Source organism: Pseudoalteromonas sp. G5_S1_54_S4, assembly GCF_054968565.1.
This window is the reverse complement of record NZ_JBQKUL010000001.1, coordinates 92,753-109,382: the sequence shown is the minus strand read 5'-3', so window position 1 is coordinate 109,382 and position 16,630 is coordinate 92,753. Positions and strand designations below refer to the sequence as shown.

Annotated in this window: 13 protein-coding genes; 7 read left to right on the top strand and 6 right to left on the bottom strand. The window is 40.7% G+C overall.

The genetic code is table 11. From position 1 onward, the window contains the following. Positions 1 to 28 precede the first annotated feature (28 nt). The 3 genes from carB to dapB all read right to left on the bottom strand — a co-directional run bounded on the left by carB (position 29) and on the right by dapB (position 5,560). Positions 29 to 3,247: a carbamoyl-phosphate synthase large subunit gene (gene carB / locus ACTRWE_RS00475; RefSeq protein WP_462879298.1), complete on the bottom strand. Its 3,219-nt coding sequence runs from the start codon at positions 3,245 to 3,247 to the stop codon at positions 29 to 31. 16 nt (positions 3,248 to 3,263) lie between these two features. After that, positions 3,264 to 4,400: a glutamine-hydrolyzing carbamoyl-phosphate synthase small subunit gene (carA, locus tag ACTRWE_RS00470; protein WP_016900401.1), complete on the bottom strand. Its 1,137-nt coding sequence runs from the start codon at positions 4,398 to 4,400 to the stop codon at positions 3,264 to 3,266. A 362-nt stretch (positions 4,401 to 4,762) separates the two neighbouring features. Beyond that, complete coding sequence (dapB, locus tag ACTRWE_RS00465) at positions 4,763 to 5,560, bottom strand: 4-hydroxy-tetrahydrodipicolinate reductase (protein WP_008463955.1); 798 nt, start codon at positions 5,558 to 5,560, stop codon at positions 4,763 to 4,765. Between the two features lie 571 nt (positions 5,561 to 6,131). On the opposite strand from dapB, the gene ACTRWE_RS00460 reads away from it, so the two are divergent. Together ACTRWE_RS00460 and ACTRWE_RS00455 are read left to right on the top strand one after the other, a co-directional pair. Further along, positions 6,132 to 7,445 (top strand): Na+/H+ antiporter NhaC family protein, encoded by a 1,314-nt coding sequence (locus ACTRWE_RS00460; RefSeq protein WP_013465160.1) that lies wholly within the window; start codon positions 6,132 to 6,134, stop codon positions 7,443 to 7,445. Positions 7,446 to 7,563: 118 nt separating this feature from the next. Continuing rightward, positions 7,564 to 8,352, top strand: a complete 789-nt coding sequence (locus tag ACTRWE_RS00455; RefSeq protein ID WP_024602952.1) for a nucleoside-binding outer membrane protein — start codon at positions 7,564 to 7,566, stop codon at positions 8,350 to 8,352. A 66-nt stretch (positions 8,353 to 8,418) separates the two neighbouring features. Here the strand turns inward: ACTRWE_RS00455 and ACTRWE_RS00450 are convergent, their stop codons facing one another. Continuing rightward, entirely contained in the window at positions 8,419 to 9,216 is a 798-nt protein-coding gene (locus ACTRWE_RS00450) for a M48 family metallopeptidase (RefSeq protein ID WP_013465162.1), read from the bottom strand. Between the two features lie 170 nt (positions 9,217 to 9,386). Between ACTRWE_RS00450 and ACTRWE_RS00445 the strand changes: the two genes are divergently transcribed. Continuing rightward, a complete protein-coding gene (locus tag ACTRWE_RS00445) occupies positions 9,387 to 10,586 on the top strand; it encodes a Bcr/CflA family efflux MFS transporter (RefSeq protein ID WP_013465163.1) in 1,200 nt (399 codons plus the stop codon). A gap of 27 nt (positions 10,587 to 10,613) precedes the next feature. Here ACTRWE_RS00445 and grpE read toward each other — a convergent pair whose 3' ends face one another. Together grpE and ACTRWE_RS00435 are read right to left on the bottom strand one after the other, a co-directional pair. Next, a complete protein-coding gene (gene grpE, locus ACTRWE_RS00440; protein ID WP_013465165.1) occupies positions 10,614 to 11,225 on the bottom strand; it encodes a nucleotide exchange factor GrpE in 612 nt (203 codons plus the stop codon). 58 nt (positions 11,226 to 11,283) lie between these two features. Further along, complete coding sequence (locus ACTRWE_RS00435) at positions 11,284 to 12,249, bottom strand: HrcA family transcriptional regulator (RefSeq protein ID WP_016900402.1); 966 nt, start codon at positions 12,247 to 12,249, stop codon at positions 11,284 to 11,286. A 338-nt stretch (positions 12,250 to 12,587) separates the two neighbouring features. On the opposite strand from ACTRWE_RS00435, the gene nadK reads away from it, so the two are divergent. From nadK to ACTRWE_RS00415, 4 genes are all read left to right on the top strand, one after another. Then, complete coding sequence (gene nadK, locus ACTRWE_RS00430; protein WP_013465167.1) at positions 12,588 to 13,472, top strand: NAD(+) kinase; 885 nt, start codon at positions 12,588 to 12,590, stop codon at positions 13,470 to 13,472. Between the two features lie 275 nt (positions 13,473 to 13,747). Next, positions 13,748 to 14,305 carry a hypothetical protein gene (locus tag ACTRWE_RS00425; RefSeq protein ID WP_013465168.1) on the top strand — a complete coding sequence of 186 codons (558 nt, stop codon included), beginning with the start codon at positions 13,748 to 13,750 and terminating at the stop codon, positions 14,303 to 14,305. Between the two features lie 75 nt (positions 14,306 to 14,380). Continuing rightward, a complete protein-coding gene (recN, locus tag ACTRWE_RS00420; RefSeq protein ID WP_013465169.1) occupies positions 14,381 to 16,054 on the top strand; it encodes a DNA repair protein RecN in 1,674 nt (557 codons plus the stop codon). Positions 16,055 to 16,102: 48 nt separating this feature from the next. Beyond that, positions 16,103 to 16,420 carry a hypothetical protein gene (locus ACTRWE_RS00415; RefSeq protein WP_013465170.1) on the top strand — a complete coding sequence of 106 codons (318 nt, stop codon included), beginning with the start codon at positions 16,103 to 16,105 and terminating at the stop codon, positions 16,418 to 16,420. Positions 16,421 to 16,630 lie beyond the last annotated feature (210 nt).

The following is a 16,630-nucleotide window of genomic DNA, read 5'->3' as shown; positions in this document are numbered from 1 at the left end:
GCCGTGGTTACGGCCTTGGCACATTTCCTTAGTTCAATCGCAGGTGTAGTTCTTGAACAGACGTCACTTTACTGCGGTCATCTGCTTGGTTAGCAGTACAGTTAGCAAATGCCGCATTCAATGTCGTAGTATAATTGGTTTTGTGCTGCAATGCACCACGACGTAACACCTTCGAATCTTCAATCGCTTGGCGACCTTCGGTGGTATTAACGATATAGCTATACTCGCCATTTTTGATTCTATCAAGAATGTGCGGACGACCTTCATATACTTTATTTACACGGCGAACCGTAATTCCAGCATCTTCAAGTGCAGCAGCTGTTCCACCTGTTGCATCTAGCTCAAAACCAAGGTCTGTCATGGTTTTAGCTAGTTCTACAATACGTGGCTTATCGCTATTACGTACAGATAGTAACGCGCGACCACCACGTGGTAAAGTGTTGCTTGCACCTAATTGTGCTTTTGCGAACGCTTCGGCGAAAGTATCGCCAACACCCATCACTTCACCTGTTGAACGCATCTCTGGGCCACGGATAGGATCCACACCCTGGAACTTAGCAAATGGTAAAACCACTTCTTTAACGCTGTAATATGGAGGGATCACTTCTTTAGTAATGCCTTGGCTTGCCAGTGACTGACCCGCCATACAACGCGCAGCTACTTTTGCAAGTGCTACACCCGTTGCTTTAGATACAAACGGTACTGTACGTGCTGCACGTGGGTTTACTTCAATTAAGTACACTTTGCCATCTTTTACAGCAAACTGTGTATTCATTAAGCCAACTACGCCAAGCTCAAGTGCCATATCGGTTACTTGCTTGCGCATTACATCTTGCACTTCTTGAGATAAAGAATGTGCTGGTAATGAACATGCTGAGTCACCTGAGTGAACACCCGCTTGTTCAATGTGCTCCATGATACCGCCAATAATTACTTGCTCGCCGTCACAAATTGCGTCAACGTCAACTTCAATTGCGTTATCTAAGAAACGGTCAAGTAATACTGGTGCCTCGTTTGATGCTGACACGGCTTCGGTCATGTAGCGACGTAAATCTTGCTCGTCGTATACAATTTCCATTGCGCGGCCGCCTAATACGTACGATGGGCGCACAACCAGTGGGAAACCAATTTCAACTGATTTAAGTAGTGCTTCTTCAGTTGATGTTACCGTTGCGTTCTCTGGCTGTAGTAAATCAAGACGCTCTACTAACTGTTGGAAACGCTCACGGTCTTCTGCACGGTCAATCGCATCAGGAGAAGTACCAATCACTGGCACGCCATTCGCTTCAAGCTCACGCGCTAATTTAAGTGGTGTTTGACCACCGTACTGCACGATTACGCCTTTTGGTTTTTCAACACGGACGATTTCTAGTACGTCTTCAAGCGTAATTGGCTCAAAGTATAAACGATCAGATGTGTCGTAATCGGTAGATACCGTTTCAGGGTTACAGTTAACCATGATGGTCTCGTAGCCGTCTTCGCGAAGCGCAAGGGCTGCGTGAACACAACAGTAATCAAATTCAATACCTTGGCCGATACGGTTAGGACCGCCACCGATAACCATGATTTTGTCTTTGTCTGTTGGGTTTGCTTCACACTCTTCATCGTACGATGAGTACATGTAAGCTGTGTCTGAGCTAAATTCTGCTGCACACGTATCAACACGTTTGTACACTGGCACAATATTTAGTTGATGACGTTTTTTACGAATTTCAGCTTCAGAAACACCGGCAATTTCAGCAATACGCGGGTCGGCAAAACCTTTACGCTTAAGTTTGCGTAAAAAGTCTGCATTTAGGCCAGCCATGCCAACGTCACTAATTTTAGCTTCGTCTTTTAAAATGTCTTCAATTTGCACTAAGTACCAAGGGTCAATCTTAGTTAATTCAAATACATCTTCAACGCTCATACCATGGCGCATTGCATCGGCAATGTACCAAATACGCTCTGCACCTGGCTCACGTAATTCACGAATGATTTTTTCTTTTGCTTTAGGGTCATCAAGTGCCACAATTGGGTTAAAGCCTGTTGCGCCTACTTCTAAACCACGTAATGCTTTTTGTAATGACTCTTGTTGGTTACGACCAATCGCCATTACTTCGCCCACTGATTTCATTTGCGTCGTTAAACGGTCGTTTGCACCGGCAAATTTTTCAAAGTTAAAGCGAGGAATTTTTGTTACAACGTAATCGATTGACGGTTCAAACGACGCTGGGGTTTTACCGCCAGTGATATCGTTTTGAAGCTCATCTAACGTGTAGCCTACCGCTAACTTAGCGGCGATTTTAGCAATAGGGAAACCGGTTGCTTTAGAGGCCAGTGCCGATGAACGTGATACACGTGGGTTCATTTCAATGATAACCATACGGCCATCAACGGGATTTACACCAAATTGTACGTTTGAACCGCCGGTTTCAACACCAATTTCACGCAATACGGCCATAGAGGCATTACGCATGATTTGGTATTCTTTGTCGGTTAATGTTTGTGCTGGAGCCACAGTGATTGAGTCACCTGTGTGCACACCCATTGGGTCAAAGTTTTCAATAGAACAGACGATAATACAGTTGTCTTTTTTGTCACGAACAACTTCCATTTCGTATTCTTTCCAACCAATTAACGACTCATCTATTAATAACTCGCTGGTTGGTGAAAGGTCTAAACCGCGCTCACAGATTTCTTCAAACTCTTCCATGTTGTAAGCCACACCGCCGCCGGTGCCGCCCATTGTGAAAGAAGGACGAATAATACACGGTAAGCCGATACGGGTCATGGTATCGCGCGCTTCATCCATTGAATGGGCAATTTCAGCACGTGGACATTCTAGGCCGATGTTACGCATAGCAACATCAAAGCGCTCACGGTTTTCTGCTTTATCGATTGCATCGGCTGTTGCGCCAATAAGCTCAACGCCATGCTTAGCCAATACACCATGCTTGTCTAAATCAAGCGCACAGTTTAATGCTGTTTGGCCACCCATTGTAGGCAGGACAGCATCTGGCTTTTCTTTTTCAATGATTTTTTCTACCACTTCCCAGTGAATTGGTTCGATGTATGTTGCATCGGCCATTTCTGGGTCAGTCATGATAGTTGCTGGGTTTGAGTTAACTAATATAACTCGATAGCCTTCTTCTCTTAGTGCTTTACACGCTTGAGCACCAGAGTAGTCAAATTCACAAGCTTGACCAATTACAATTGGGCCTGCGCCTAAGATAAGAATGCTTTTTATGTCGGTACGTTTTGGCATTATTACTCCGGTTAAATTAGTGGTTACGCGCTTGCATCAAATCGATGAAGTGGTCAAATAATGGGGCTGCATCGTGCGGACCAGGACTCGCTTCTGGGTGACCTTGGAAGCTAAATGCTGGTTTATCTGTACGGTGAATACCTTGCAATGTGCCGTCAAATAACGATTTATGCGTTGCACGTAGGTTATCTGGTAATGTGGCTTCATCTGCAGCAAAACCATGGTTTTGTGCGGTGATCATTACGACATCGCGCTCAAGATCTTTAACTGGGTGGTTACCACCATGGTGGCCAAACTTCATTTTTACTGTTTTAGCACCTGAGGCAAGCGCTAATAGTTGATGCCCTAAACAAATACCAAAAATTGGCGTATCGGTTTCTAAAAAGGTTTTAATTGCATCAATGGCATAAGTACATGGCTCAGGATCGCCAGGGCCATTTGATAAGAAAATACCATCAGGGTTTAATGCTAGTACGTCAGCGGCAGAGGTTTGAGCGGGTACAACCGTTAGTTTACAACCACGATCTACAAGCATACGTAAAATATTACGTTTAACACCGAAGTCGTAGGCAACAACATGAAACTTTTCATCATCAGCGTGTAAGGTTTTAAACCCTTCGCCTAATGTCCAGCTTGATTCGCGCCACTCAAAATTTTCCTTGGTTGAGACAACTTTTGCTAAATCCATGCCTTTTAAGCCTGGGAAGGCTTGCGCAGCTTCAAGCGCTTTTTTCTCGTCTAGTTCGTCACCGGCAACGATACAGCCATTTTGTGCGCCTTTATCACGCAAAATACGGGTTAGTTTTCTGGTGTCGATGTCCGCAATACCTAAAATATTACGTTCTTTTAAGTAATCATCTAACGATTGCTCGTTACGAAAATTACTCGCTAGCAGTGGCAAATCACGGATCACTAGGCCTTTAGCCCAAATATGACTCGCTTCTTCGTCTTCGCTGTTGGTACCCGTATTACCGATATGTGGGTACGTCAAAGTTACGATTTGTTCCGCGTACGATGGATCAGTCAAAATTTCTTGATAACCAGTCATAGACGTATTGAATACTACTTCACCGACTGACATGCCGTCAGCGCCGATTGCAGTACCGCGAAACACTGTGCCGTCTTCTAGGACTAACAGAGCGGATTTAGTCAAGTTAAACCTCCTAACAGTAAAAAACGGGAGTAAGCAAATTGCTTAACACCCCGCCAATACTCAGATAATTGGTCAAAACCTGATTTCTGTGAGCTTAAATTGTTTTACGCAGTCTTAAATGATGCCGATGTAAACCACTAAACCTTCATTCATTTTTCTTGCCTAAAACTCTTTTCATTCCCACACAAACCCCGGTTTTGCTAACCATATGAGTATAATTGGAAACACGCATTTAGTAATTTTTGGCAAATTGGCTGCATTCTACATGAAGTTGGCTTTTAGGTCTAACGCTAATTAGTAAATTGTAATAAATAAGTGGTTATAGCAAAAAACCACTCCAAAGCGTTAAAAAAGGAACTTAACTACTTTAAATCTAGCACATCTTGCATATCATAAAGTCCTGCAGGTTTATTTTTCAACCACTGCGCAGCTCTTATAGCACCTAGCGCGAAGGTCATTCGCGAACTTGCTTTATGGGTTAATTCAAGTCTTTCGCCCATTGTAGCGAAGTAGGCCGTGTGTTCACCTACTATATCACCGCCTCTTAGCACCGAATAACCAATTTCATTTTGTGATTTGGCCTGCTCTATGTTGTTGCGATCATAAACGGCAACCTCATCATGATCCCATCCTTTTGCCTGAGCAATCGACTCGCCAATGGCAAGTGCAGTGCCCGATGGCGCATCAATTTTATGACGATGATGTGCTTCAAAAATTTCTATATCTAAATCATCGCCTAGTTTTGTCGCTGCCGTTTGCACTAAGTTAAGCAGTAAATTTACGCCCACGCTATAATTACGCGCAAATACAATCGGAATATGTTTAGCGGCATCCGTTAATAGCGCCATATCGTCATGAGTTAAGCCGGTGGTGCCAATTACCATAGGTGTTTTTTGCTCAACGGCTGTTTTTAAATGATTTCTCATGCCTTCAGGCAAAGTAAAGTCTATAAGCACATCTACATTTTCAACCTGCTGTTCACTGCTAAACTTAATCTCTTTTGCCGCTGCGCTATTAAGCTGATTAACGGGCAGGTCTAATAACGGTGACTGACTGCGCACATAGGCCGCCGCTAATTGTGAATTTTTATTGATTGTTGCTGCTTCTACAAGTGCCAGTCCCATACGGCCATTCGCACCAAACACACCTACTCGATTCATCTTTTTACAACCTATGTATTTTTTAGTTAGCTAGATTTTATCTAAAACTCATGTAATAGTCAGGAAAGCTTATAAAAAAGCTTCGATTATTTTAGGGTCTGTTGACCTTTGCGGATTAAAATTTGTTCAAACTAGGAGCGGTTTAATCGTGGCGCGAGGTTTGTAACCTAGTGGGCTAAGTAAAAACCGAGCAACAAAGAGTAAATCGCCCCTAGGCAGAACCCTTCGGGCAGCGCCTGTTTGGCATTGATGATGCGTTATCGCCTATTTATGGGGAACAACCACACCACATAGGCTCTGCCTTGCCTAAATACCAAACAGACTGCTGCAAATTTAACCTTGAAAGATCAACAGACCCTCATAATAATAACAGATAGTCTTTGCATTTAGCCATCTATACATTTAAACTTCTTTTTTTGCGCCGATTTGGTCTTTGGCTTGCGGGCGCTGTTGGATTACTTATCTGGTTAGATAGTAAAACAAACAACTAAATTCAGCTAAAAGAGGGATGCTTTGGCTGTTTAATATATCAATCGACTTCGATTGCTATGAATAATTAACGAGGATTATGATGCAGCCATCATTTGATAAAAATAAAGCAAGATTTTCTTTGCTTCCCCTACTCACCTTTGTTGCTATTTTTTTAGGCTCAGGCTTATATTTACAATCTCAAGGGGTTGATTACGCGTTTTATCAACTCCCAGCACCAGTCGCTATTTTACCCGCGATTGTTTTAGCCTTTATTTTAAATAAAACCAGCATCAACCAAAGCGTAGAAACCTTTATAAAGGGCGTAGGTAATAACAATATTATTACCATGTGTCTTATTTACTTACTAGCGGGTGCTTTTTCGGCGGTTGCTGGTGCTACCGGCGGTGTAGATGCGGTTGTTAATGCCGGACTTTCACTTATTCCCCCTTCGTTACTACTACCTGGTTTGTTTTTAATAGCGGCGGTTATTTCTACTGCTATGGGCACATCAATGGGAACTATTGGTGCTATTGGCCCAATTGCCTATGCAGTATCTATTAAAACAGGAATTGATCCTGCTTTAATGGCCGGTACCATTGTATCTGGTGCTATGTTTGGTGATAACTTATCAATAATTTCTGACACCACGATTGCTGCTACGCGTACGCAAGGCTGTGAAATGAAAGATAAGTTTAAAGAAAACCTTAAAATTGCTGTTCCGGCCGCCATACTCACTATTGCATTGCTATTATTTTTAACGCCTGCAGCACAAGTAGTTGATACCAAAGACTACGATATTTTATTAGTACTTCCTTATGCCTTTATTTTAGTCCTGGCGGTAATGGGCTTTAATGTGTTTGTAGTGCTGTTAAGCGGTATTGTGTTTGCCGCATTAATGGGCTTTACCGGCAGCTATGAAGGTGCAAGCTTTGTAAAAGATATTTACAAAGGCTTTAGTGAAATGCAGGAAATATTTTTACTGTCTATGTTTATTGGTGGCCTCTCTGAGTTTATTCGTATTAATGGCGGCCTCGACTATATCGCTCAAAAAATTCAAGCTATTACTAAAGTTATTGCCAAATGGCACCGTAAAGTAGCCGATCAGTTAGGGATCGCGGCATTAGTTGTCACCAGTAATATGTGTATTGCCAATAATACCGTGTCTATTATTGTGACAGGCCCTATTGCTAAAAAACTGGCTGATGATGGCGAAATTAGTGGTAAACGTTCTGCCAGTTTATTAGATATTTTTGCCTGTGTTACCCAAGGGTCTTTACCTTATGGCGCGCAAGCATTATTACTCGGTGCTACATTTAAAATTAGCCCGTGGGATGTTTCAACCTCATCTTACTACTGCTTTATTTTAGCCTTTACTGCTATTGCTGTTATTTGTTTGCGCCGCAATAAAGCATAATCTCCCTTTTTACAGTGTATTAGCTGCGTGCTAATGCACTGTTTATCACAATAAATAATTAACAAATTAACCGTGTTTGCTATAATGTGATATTCAGCGTGTCACATAAAATATGGTTATGAAAATTAAAAACTTACTTCCTCTCGTTGCACTAAGTGCGTGTGCATTAAGTTCAACAGCTACCGCTGCTAATTGGAGCAATACGGCGCTTCATATTAATAACGGCAACCACAAAAACCCATTTACTGAACAAAAATCTAATACCACGGTGTACTCAATTGAGCATGCTTCTGGGCATGATTATGGCGATAACTTTTTCTTTATTGATTACAGTACCGACAGCAACGATGATGGCTTTCAAGATCAAGACTTTTACTTTGAAGGTTACTCTACCCTTAGTTTATCTGCGGTAATGGACGAAAAAGTAGCGTCAGGGGCGCTTGTTGATGTTGGCCTAACCATGGGTATTAATGCTGCAGGCGATGCCAAAGTAGTTAAATATTTACCAGGCGTAAAATTAAGCTGGGATGTGCCTGGTTTTAATTTCTTTTCAACCCTTATCAGTGCATACATTGATGATAGCGAAGGCGTTGCAAAAGGCGGTGCACCCATTGAAACTAACAGCTGGATGTTTGATGTAGCCTTTGATTACCCGTTCATGATTGGCTCGCAAAAGTTTAACGTAAAAGGACATGCAGAGTACATTGCTGAACGAAAAGATGAGTTTGGTAACGATGTGCGTGCTTGGTTTTTAGCCCAACCTATTATTGTATGGGATATGGGACATGCGCTAGAAATGAAAGAAAATACCTTACTGTTAGGTATGGAATGGCAATACTGGCACAATAAATTTGGTACTGATGTTAGTGAATCAGTACCGCAAGTTCATTTAGAGTGGACTTTCTAATATATAATTGAATGTTTTAATTATAAAAAATAAAACCTGTCATTAGACAGGTTTTTTTATGGCTGATCACAACTTACACTGCGGATTTTTACCTTGTGCTTTAGCTGTTTTTTGCTCGCTAAGCGCTTTACTCATTTGCGATTGTAAATTTGCAATACGGCTCGTTGGTGCTGGGTGAGTTGATAAAAACTCTGGCGTAGCCCCACTGCCCGCTTGGCTCATATTTTGCCAAAGTGTTACAGACTCTTTGGGATTAAACCCTGCTTGCGCCATAAGATCTAAACCAATTGTATCTGCCTCTGACTCATGTGAGCGACTAAAGGGTAAAACCACACCATATTGAGCGCCTAAACCAAGGCCTTGCATAATTTCATTACGGTATTGCACGTTACCCATTTCAAGCGCCGCATTGCCCAGCTGCATACCCGTTTGTAAAATAGAACTTTGTGAGACCCGTTCATTTGAATGCTCAGCAATCACGTGTCCAACTTCATGACCTAAAACAGTGGCAACCTGATCTTGATTTGTGGCTATTTTTAAGAGCCCCGTATGTACACCAATATAACCGCCAGGCAATGCAAAGGCGTTTGCAGATTCATCTTCAAATACCACCACTTCCCAATTTTGAGATGCATATTCTGTAGGAAGCACGGCCACTACTTTTTCAGCAATGCAATTGACGTAACTGTTTACTTTTGGATCTTTATTTATCGGCTGCGTTTTTTTCATCTCTGCAAAACTGGCAGTACCCATTTGAGTCATTTGTTGATCTGAGTAAAGCGCAATTTGCGTTCGCCCAGTTGGTGATGTTTTACAACCTGCTAATACTGCACTGGCTAGAACTACCAAAACCAATTTTTTCATTGTGTTACCCTAAAAAAGTTTGTTACTAAGTATAGAATAGCAAACGCGGTGTTAGTTTAAAATCTTTGCTTTTTGCAATTAAACAATTAAGTTAGCAGGCAAACTAAGTTTATCCAAGGCTATTGCCCTGCTATAATGCTGGGCCTATATTCGTTGTTTTGAGTTTTTAAATGAGCGCTTCGGCTTCTTCTTTTAATACCCGTATTTTATTGCCTTTATTAGCCAGTATTGTCGCGATCACGCCTTTAGCCATTGATATGTATTTACCGGCGATGCTGGTGATTGCCAATGATCTCAATACCAGCATGCCAAATGTTCAAATATCGTTGAGTATATACTTAGCGGGTTATGCATTGGGCATGTTATTTTTTGGCCCCATAGCCGATCAAATTGGCAGGCGTAAACTGGCACGGATAGGTCTCAGTTTATTTGGCTTAAGTTCACTGGCGTTAGCATTTACCACTGAAGTGCATACTTTTTGGCTGTTAAGAGCTGTACAGGCATTTACAGGCGCGGCCGCTACGGTTGTCGTCCCTGGGATCATTAGGCATATATATCAAAAAAATACTGCTAAAGGTATGTCTTACGTGTCTATGATTATGATGATAGCACCGTTACTTGCCCCCTCTATCGGCTCGGTCATTTTAGGCTTTTCGGTATGGTCGACTATTTTTATTGTTTTAGCGACCTATAGCTTTGTTATTTTACTTTTTGTGCAACGTTACTTAATCGATATTCCAATATTTAAAAATGAGCGAAAAGGATTAGCATTATTCTTCTCAAGTTATAAAGTGGTATTAAGTAATACGCACGCCCGCGCCGATATTTTAAGCTCGATGTTTGTGTCGTTTGGCTTTTTTTGCTTTTTAACGTCCGTCCCTTATATTTACCTCGACCTATTTAAAGTATCAGAACAATTGTTTGGCCTGTTATTCGCTTTTAATGTAATGGCGTTGATGTTTGGTAATTTTTTAAATACTCGCGTAGTGCCACGTATTGGCTCACGCAAAATGCTTTATTATGGCTTAATGTGTGGCTTTATCTCTGGCGCAGCATTACTTAGCTTTAGCGTATTAAACTTGTCACTTTACTTTATTGTTGCGGCTATTGCTCCGTTGATGATGAGCCTAGGTATAATAGCAAGTAACGCAGATTCATTGATTTTGATGAAATTTGAGCAAAATACAGGGACTGCAACGGCGGTTATTGGCACCTTACGTTTTGGTAGTGGCGCATTAGTAGGCCCTATATTAGCGGTAATGCATGCACAAAGTGCAGTTCCATTTTCAAGTTTAATGTTCAGCGCAGTTGTACTCACTATCCTAGTGCAGTTAGTTCATTATTTTAAAGACAAAAAAAATGCCTCATAATGAGGCATTTTTTAATTGTATACTTAATTAAGCATCAGCTGCTTTAGATACCATAACCATTGCAGGACGTAATAAACGACCGTTTAATGTGTAACCTTTTTGCATTACTGCTAACACAGTATTCGGCGTCACATCATTACTTGGCTGAATCGACATTGCTTGATGAAAATCTGGGTTAAACTGCTCACCTTGTGGGTTTACAATTTCAACGCCAAATTTAGCCACTGCATCGTTAAAGCTTTTTACTGTCATATCAATACCTTCTAACAAAGGCTTAAGCGTTTCATTTTCTTTATCAGAGAACTCAATAGCACGCTCTAAGTTATCTATAACAGGAAGTAATTCGTTAGCAAATTTTTCAAGTGCAAATTTGTGCGCTTTCTCAACATCTTGTGCAGCACGACGACGCATATTGTCAACGTCAGCAGCAGCGCGAACGACGCTATCTTTCTGATCTGCAATAGTTTGTTTTGCCGCTTCTAACTCAGCATATAACATTGCAATTTCTGCTTCAGGGCTTTGCTCTTGCTCGGCGTGTTGTTCTGCTGCTTCTACTGCAGCCTCAACGTCGGCTTCCATTTGCGCCACTTCTTCGTTCAATTCTACTTCTTGCTCTGGGTTTTGTGTCTGCTCAGACATAAAATATACGCTCCAATTCTTTACAACTGCGGTAATTATGGGGATTGAATAAAAAGATTCAAGAGCCCGATGGCTCTAATAATTTAAATTCTTGGATTATTTTCTCTAATTGCGCTGATTTCGGACAAATAACACAAAAACGACTTTGATATTCCTGATTTTGAAAGTACGGCACAGTGATCACAATGAGATCATCACAAGTACTAAAAGGTAAATTTTCAGCACTGAGTATAGAGACCCCGTTTTTAAATGCGAGCTTATCTTCCACAAAATTTAAAAATGAAACACCAATATTAAGACTTTGCTCACAATCTATTTTTTTATAAAGGTAGTTTTCGCCCACCACAATACTGTTATCTGAGCCTAATTTTTGGCTTAACTCACGCGTCCATTGAGTTAAAGAGTCATGACAATTACGCGGTGCCGTATTTGCCATGGCCTGCATTCTGTATAGCCCTTCAATGAGCGTTTGCTGGCTAAATACAGTGTTAAGCCAAGTAGCAAACTCGTAGCGTTGGCCGTCACTGGGATCATCAGGCTTGTTAATGCAAATATTATGGCTTTGCCCTGCTCTGTCTAAAAGTAAGATAAGCCAGTTATTAGCGTCAAAGTCGAGTACTTCTACTCTAAATACCTGCTGAGTTCTAACTTGTGGTAGCCCCACACAACAGCATACTTGATAACGTTGACTCAAGCCATGTGCCAATTCGACTAGCTCAGCCTGCTCAGGCTGCCAATAATTAGCAATAGCACCCAAAGTAAAAAACTCATCAAACCAATAGTCAAAGCCATCATTGGTGGGGACTCGTCCTGCAGATGTATGTGGTGAATACAATAAGCCTATTTTTTCAAGGCGTGCCATCGCGTTGCGAACAGTGGCAGAACACACCGCCATACCTTTTTGTTTTGCAATTTTTGTTGAAGGCACAGGTAAGCCATCACCATTACAGTACAGGCTCATAACAGCGGCAAAAATTTGCTGGTCTCGAGGATTTAATTTCATGTTATCTACATCTTTACGCATGACTGTTATATCAGGGCTAGGTATTATTATTTCAAGTATAAGAAATTTAATAAATCTAAATTTTACAGTGAATTAATTAAATCAATTAGTCACTATTAAGCTCTGTTATTTTTGCGGATTAAAATTTGTTCAAACTAGGGGCGATTTAATCGCGATACGAGCTTTGTAACCTAGTGGCCGAAGTGAAAACCGAAAACAAAAAGTTAATCGCCTCTAGTCAAAACCCTTCAGTCAGTGTCTGTTTCGCATTGAAAGGACAACAGACCCTAAGATCTGTGTTTTCAAACACTTCTGTTTTAGGTTACTCTACCAATACCGAAACTTTCAGTGTATTTATTATGGACTCTCCCTTTAACACTATTGGCTTGATTGGTAAGCCAAATCATCCTAATGCAGCCGCTACGTTACAACGATTACATACGTTTTTATTAGCTTTAGGCTTTGAGGTGATTGTTGAAAAACGCACGGGAGGTCAACTTAGTGATGTACCTGAGGAGAAGCTCGTAAAACTCGTTGATTTGGGAGCGCGCGCCGATTTAGCCATTGTGGTTGGTGGTGATGGCAATATGCTTGGCGCTGCAAGAGTACTCGCTCGTTTTGATATTGCGGTAATCGGTGTAAACAGAGGCAATTTAGGCTTTTTAACCGATTTAAATCCAGAAGGATTTGAAGGCAGTTTAGAACAAGTACTCAGTGGCGATTACATTGAAGAAAAACGTTTTTTATTAGAAGTAGAAGTGTACCGTCATAACGAACTTAAAAGCGCTAATTCGGCAGTAAACGAAGCGGTGCTTCATGCTGATAAAGTAGCACACATGATTGAGTTTGAAGCATTTATTAACGATGATTTTGTATTCTCACAACGCTCTGATGGATTAATTGTATCGACTCCAACAGGTTCAACAGCCTACTCTTTATCGGGCGGCGGCCCTATTTTAACCCCAGAACTCAACGCCATGTCATTGGTTCCTATGTTCCCGCATACTTTATCAAGCCGCCCTTTAGTGGTAGATGCCGATAACGAAGTACGTTTAAAGCTTAGTTTAGAAAATACCGATAGCTTACAGGTAAGTTGCGACAGCCATGTTGTACTTGCCGTATTACCCGGTGATGAGGTCGTTATTCGCAAAGCAGATAGAAAATTACGGTTAATTCACCCAAAAAATTACTCTTATTATAATGTGCTTCGTAAGAAGTTAAACTGGGGTAGCCGTTTATACTAAAAACGGTTGAGCTTTTAGGACTGAGAGTTGTTTAATTGAGAGGCGATGTAATCGCAGCAAGAGATAGTTAATCGAGTGGACAAAGTAAAAAGCGATTAAAACTACTGCGCATGCTCATATCCCTTGCCTCTAAACAGGTAGGCAAGGCTGAGTCTCTTTGAGTGTGCATGTTTCACCCCAAAAGATAAACAATCTCTCAGTTATTGCCAAACATGCAACTTTAGAGCAAAATATCGGGCTAGATTATTAATCATCACCATCAGGAAATTGTAGCAATGACTTATGTAGTATTTCTTGCTTTATTATTGTTAATTACTTTACTTGGCAGTTACTTACTCATTGAAAGTAATCGTAAAAAGACTATTGAAGCAAAGAAAAAGCTGTTTAACGAGCGCGTTGCAAGTACTCAATCACGTTTAAAAATAAAACTTAACGAGTTACTTGATGCAAAAGTCATTAGTGCTAAACACCTTCCTCGAATTCAAGCCGTTGTCAGTAATTTTTTTGTGGTACAGCCACACACTGATGAAAATTTAAATAAGCTAGAATCGCTATGCGATTTACTTATTAATATACTTAACGAAGAACTAATAAAAACCTATAAAAATAATAACAGCCAAGCTTTTTCCGATACCACTCAATATTTCATAGCAGAGTTACCAGCTCAAGGTATTTTATATAATAAAAACTTTTATCAAGAAGTCCTTCCTACGCTAATTTTAAAGTTAAAAACTGAAGACATAGCGCAACCAGTTGATAGTATTGACCTTAACGATGAAAACCTCCCTATTGATGAAGAAAAAAAAACATTAATTGAGTCCAGCCTTGCTTAAAATATAGAAATTTAATTTGCAAAAAACCAAAACACTGTATAAATTAACAGTTAATTCACTGGATGGATGAACAGTATGTTAATTGGTTTAGAAATTAAAAATTTTGCAATCGTAAGTAATTTAAGCACAGAATGGCATTCGGGTATGACCGCTATCACCGGTGAAACGGGAGCAGGTAAATCAATCGCCATTGATGCATTATCATTGTGTCTTGGAGAGCGAGCAGAAGCGTCTGCTGTGCGCCCAGGTACTGATAAAGCAGAGGTAAGTGCACAATTTGATTTAAGCAATTTACCACTCGCTCATGCTTTTTTAGAAGAGAACATGCTTAATAACGACGACAACGAATGTTTACTTCGTCGAGTTGTTTGTAAAAATGGTCGCAGTAAAAGCTACATTAATGGCAGCCCAGTTACCGCTGCACAACTAAAAGAGCTAGGCCAATATTTAATTTCTATTCATGGTCAACATGCGCACCAGCACCTATTAAAGGCAGAGCATCAGCTACAATTACTCGATGCATATGCAGGCCATCATAATCTTGTTAATGCTGTAAGCCAGCGTTATAAACAATTTGCTGACTTACAAAAAGAATTTAAACAGCTAGAACAACAGCAGCAGCAACAAGCCGCACAAAAGCAACTATTGGAGTATCAAGTCGCAGAGCTTGATGAATTTGCATTGCAGGCAGATGAATTTGAGCAAATAGAAGCCGAACATTATAAACTCAGCAATAGCCAAACTATATTGCAAGTCTGCCAGCGCGAGTTGCAGCATTTATATGAAAATGATGAACAAAATGCGTGTTCCATTATACAGCACAGCGCCCAACAATTTACTGAACTTGCACAGTATGATGAAAGCTTAGCCAGTGTGGCAACATTATTATCAGAAGCCGCTGTTCAAGTTGAAGAAGCAAGCCGAGAAGTTCGTAATTACACTGAACAAGCCGACTTGGATCCTCAGCGATTAACTGAAGTAGAAAATAGACTCAGTGGTGCAATGGACTTAGCCAGAAAACACCATATAAAACCCCAAGAGCTCGTTGGATTTCATCAAACTATTGCACAAGAGCTTGAGTCGATAAGTAATAACAGCTCACGTCTTGAGCAACTTGAAGGTGAAATTGAACATGCCCTTGAGGATTATCAAAACGCCAGTGAACAATTAAGTGCAAGTCGCCACCAGTATGCGAATACATTAAATGGATTGATCAGCGAAAGCATGGCTAATCTATCTATGGAAAATGGCGTATTTGAAATAGCATTGACTGCACAAAACGATCGCGCTCCAAATAGCTTAGGCTTTGATAATGTTTCGTTTTTAGTATCAACAAACCCAGGGCAACCATTGCAACCTTTAGCAAAAGTAGCCTCGGGTGGTGAGCTATCACGCATTAGTTTGGCTATTCAGGTTATTATTGCGCAAAAAGTCACGACCCCTACGCTTATATTTGATGAAGTGGATGTTGGTATTTCTGGCCCAACAGCTGCTGCTGTTGGTAAACTACTGCGCCAACTAGGTAAGTCTACGCAAGTAATTTGTGTAACCCATTTACCGCAAGTGGCCAGTAGCGCTCATCAGCAGTTTTTTGTTGCCAAAGAAATTGCAGACGGTGAAACATTTACGCATATGCTGGCATTGAATAAAGATGGTCGAGTAAATGAGATTGCTCGATTACTGGGTGGTGATAACATTAGCAAAACAGCTAAAGCAAATGCAAAAGAGCTTATAAAAGCGCACGGATAAAGTGAATCGCTTTATAGTGCGTTACCTTGATACGGTGAGGATACATTAATGCAAACGACGGTCATTTATTTTGGCTTAGCAATTAACTGGCTGCTACTGATTGTCAGTATACTTTTGGCTGTTTTTAGTAAGTTTAAACATACACAATTTAAGCAGAGCTTATATCGCTTTTTAAATGTGGCATTAATTGTACATATTGTTATTGCTGTTATGTTAGTTTTTAGCAGCACAGCTATTAGTGGCTTAATAACACTAAGTTGGTTAGTTATTGGCCTACAGCTTGTTTGTAACGTTATTTGCTATAAAAGTGTGAAACGCCGACAAGCCAGAGTGAAACCGAGCCTAGATCACTTCTCGATGGATTAACTAACAGCGCGTTTAAAAAAGCCCACAATCTATGTATTGCGGGCTTTTTTATTTGTAAAATCTTATAATTGTAAATAGCTAGGTCAAAACCTACGTCCCTTTTTGTAGACCTTAAACACCGACTATGGAACCATAAATATTTACCTTTGTTTGTAAAACTGAGGAAATAAAAAAAGCAAACCCGAAGGTTTGCTTTTGACTCCATTCTAA

Coding starts and splice junctions, on each gene's coding strand:
- carB (WP_462879298.1), bottom strand. CDS start 3,247: ATGCCAAAACGTACCGACATAAAAAGCATTCTTATCTTAGGCGCAGGC.
- ACTRWE_RS00455 (WP_024602952.1), top strand. CDS start 7,564: ATGAAAATTAAAAACTTACTTCCTCTCGTTGCACTAAGTGCGTGTGCA.
- ACTRWE_RS00415 (WP_013465170.1), top strand. CDS start 16,103: ATGCAAACGACGGTCATTTATTTTGGCTTAGCAATTAACTGGCTGCTA.
- dapB (WP_008463955.1), bottom strand. CDS start 5,560: ATGAATCGAGTAGGTGTGTTTGGTGCGAATGGCCGTATGGGACTGGCA.
- ACTRWE_RS00435 (WP_016900402.1), bottom strand. CDS start 12,249: ATGCGTAAAGATGTAGATAACATGAAATTAAATCCTCGAGACCAGCAA.
- nadK (WP_013465167.1), top strand. CDS start 12,588: ATGGACTCTCCCTTTAACACTATTGGCTTGATTGGTAAGCCAAATCAT.
- recN (WP_013465169.1), top strand. CDS start 14,381: ATGTTAATTGGTTTAGAAATTAAAAATTTTGCAATCGTAAGTAATTTA.
- ACTRWE_RS00460 (WP_013465160.1), top strand. CDS start 6,132: ATGCAGCCATCATTTGATAAAAATAAAGCAAGATTTTCTTTGCTTCCC.
- ACTRWE_RS00450 (WP_013465162.1), bottom strand. CDS start 9,216: ATGAAAAAATTGGTTTTGGTAGTTCTAGCCAGTGCAGTATTAGCAGGT.
- ACTRWE_RS00445 (WP_013465163.1), top strand. CDS start 9,387: ATGAGCGCTTCGGCTTCTTCTTTTAATACCCGTATTTTATTGCCTTTA.
- ACTRWE_RS00425 (WP_013465168.1), top strand. CDS start 13,748: ATGACTTATGTAGTATTTCTTGCTTTATTATTGTTAATTACTTTACTT.
- grpE (WP_013465165.1), bottom strand. CDS start 11,225: ATGTCTGAGCAGACACAAAACCCAGAGCAAGAAGTAGAATTGAACGAA.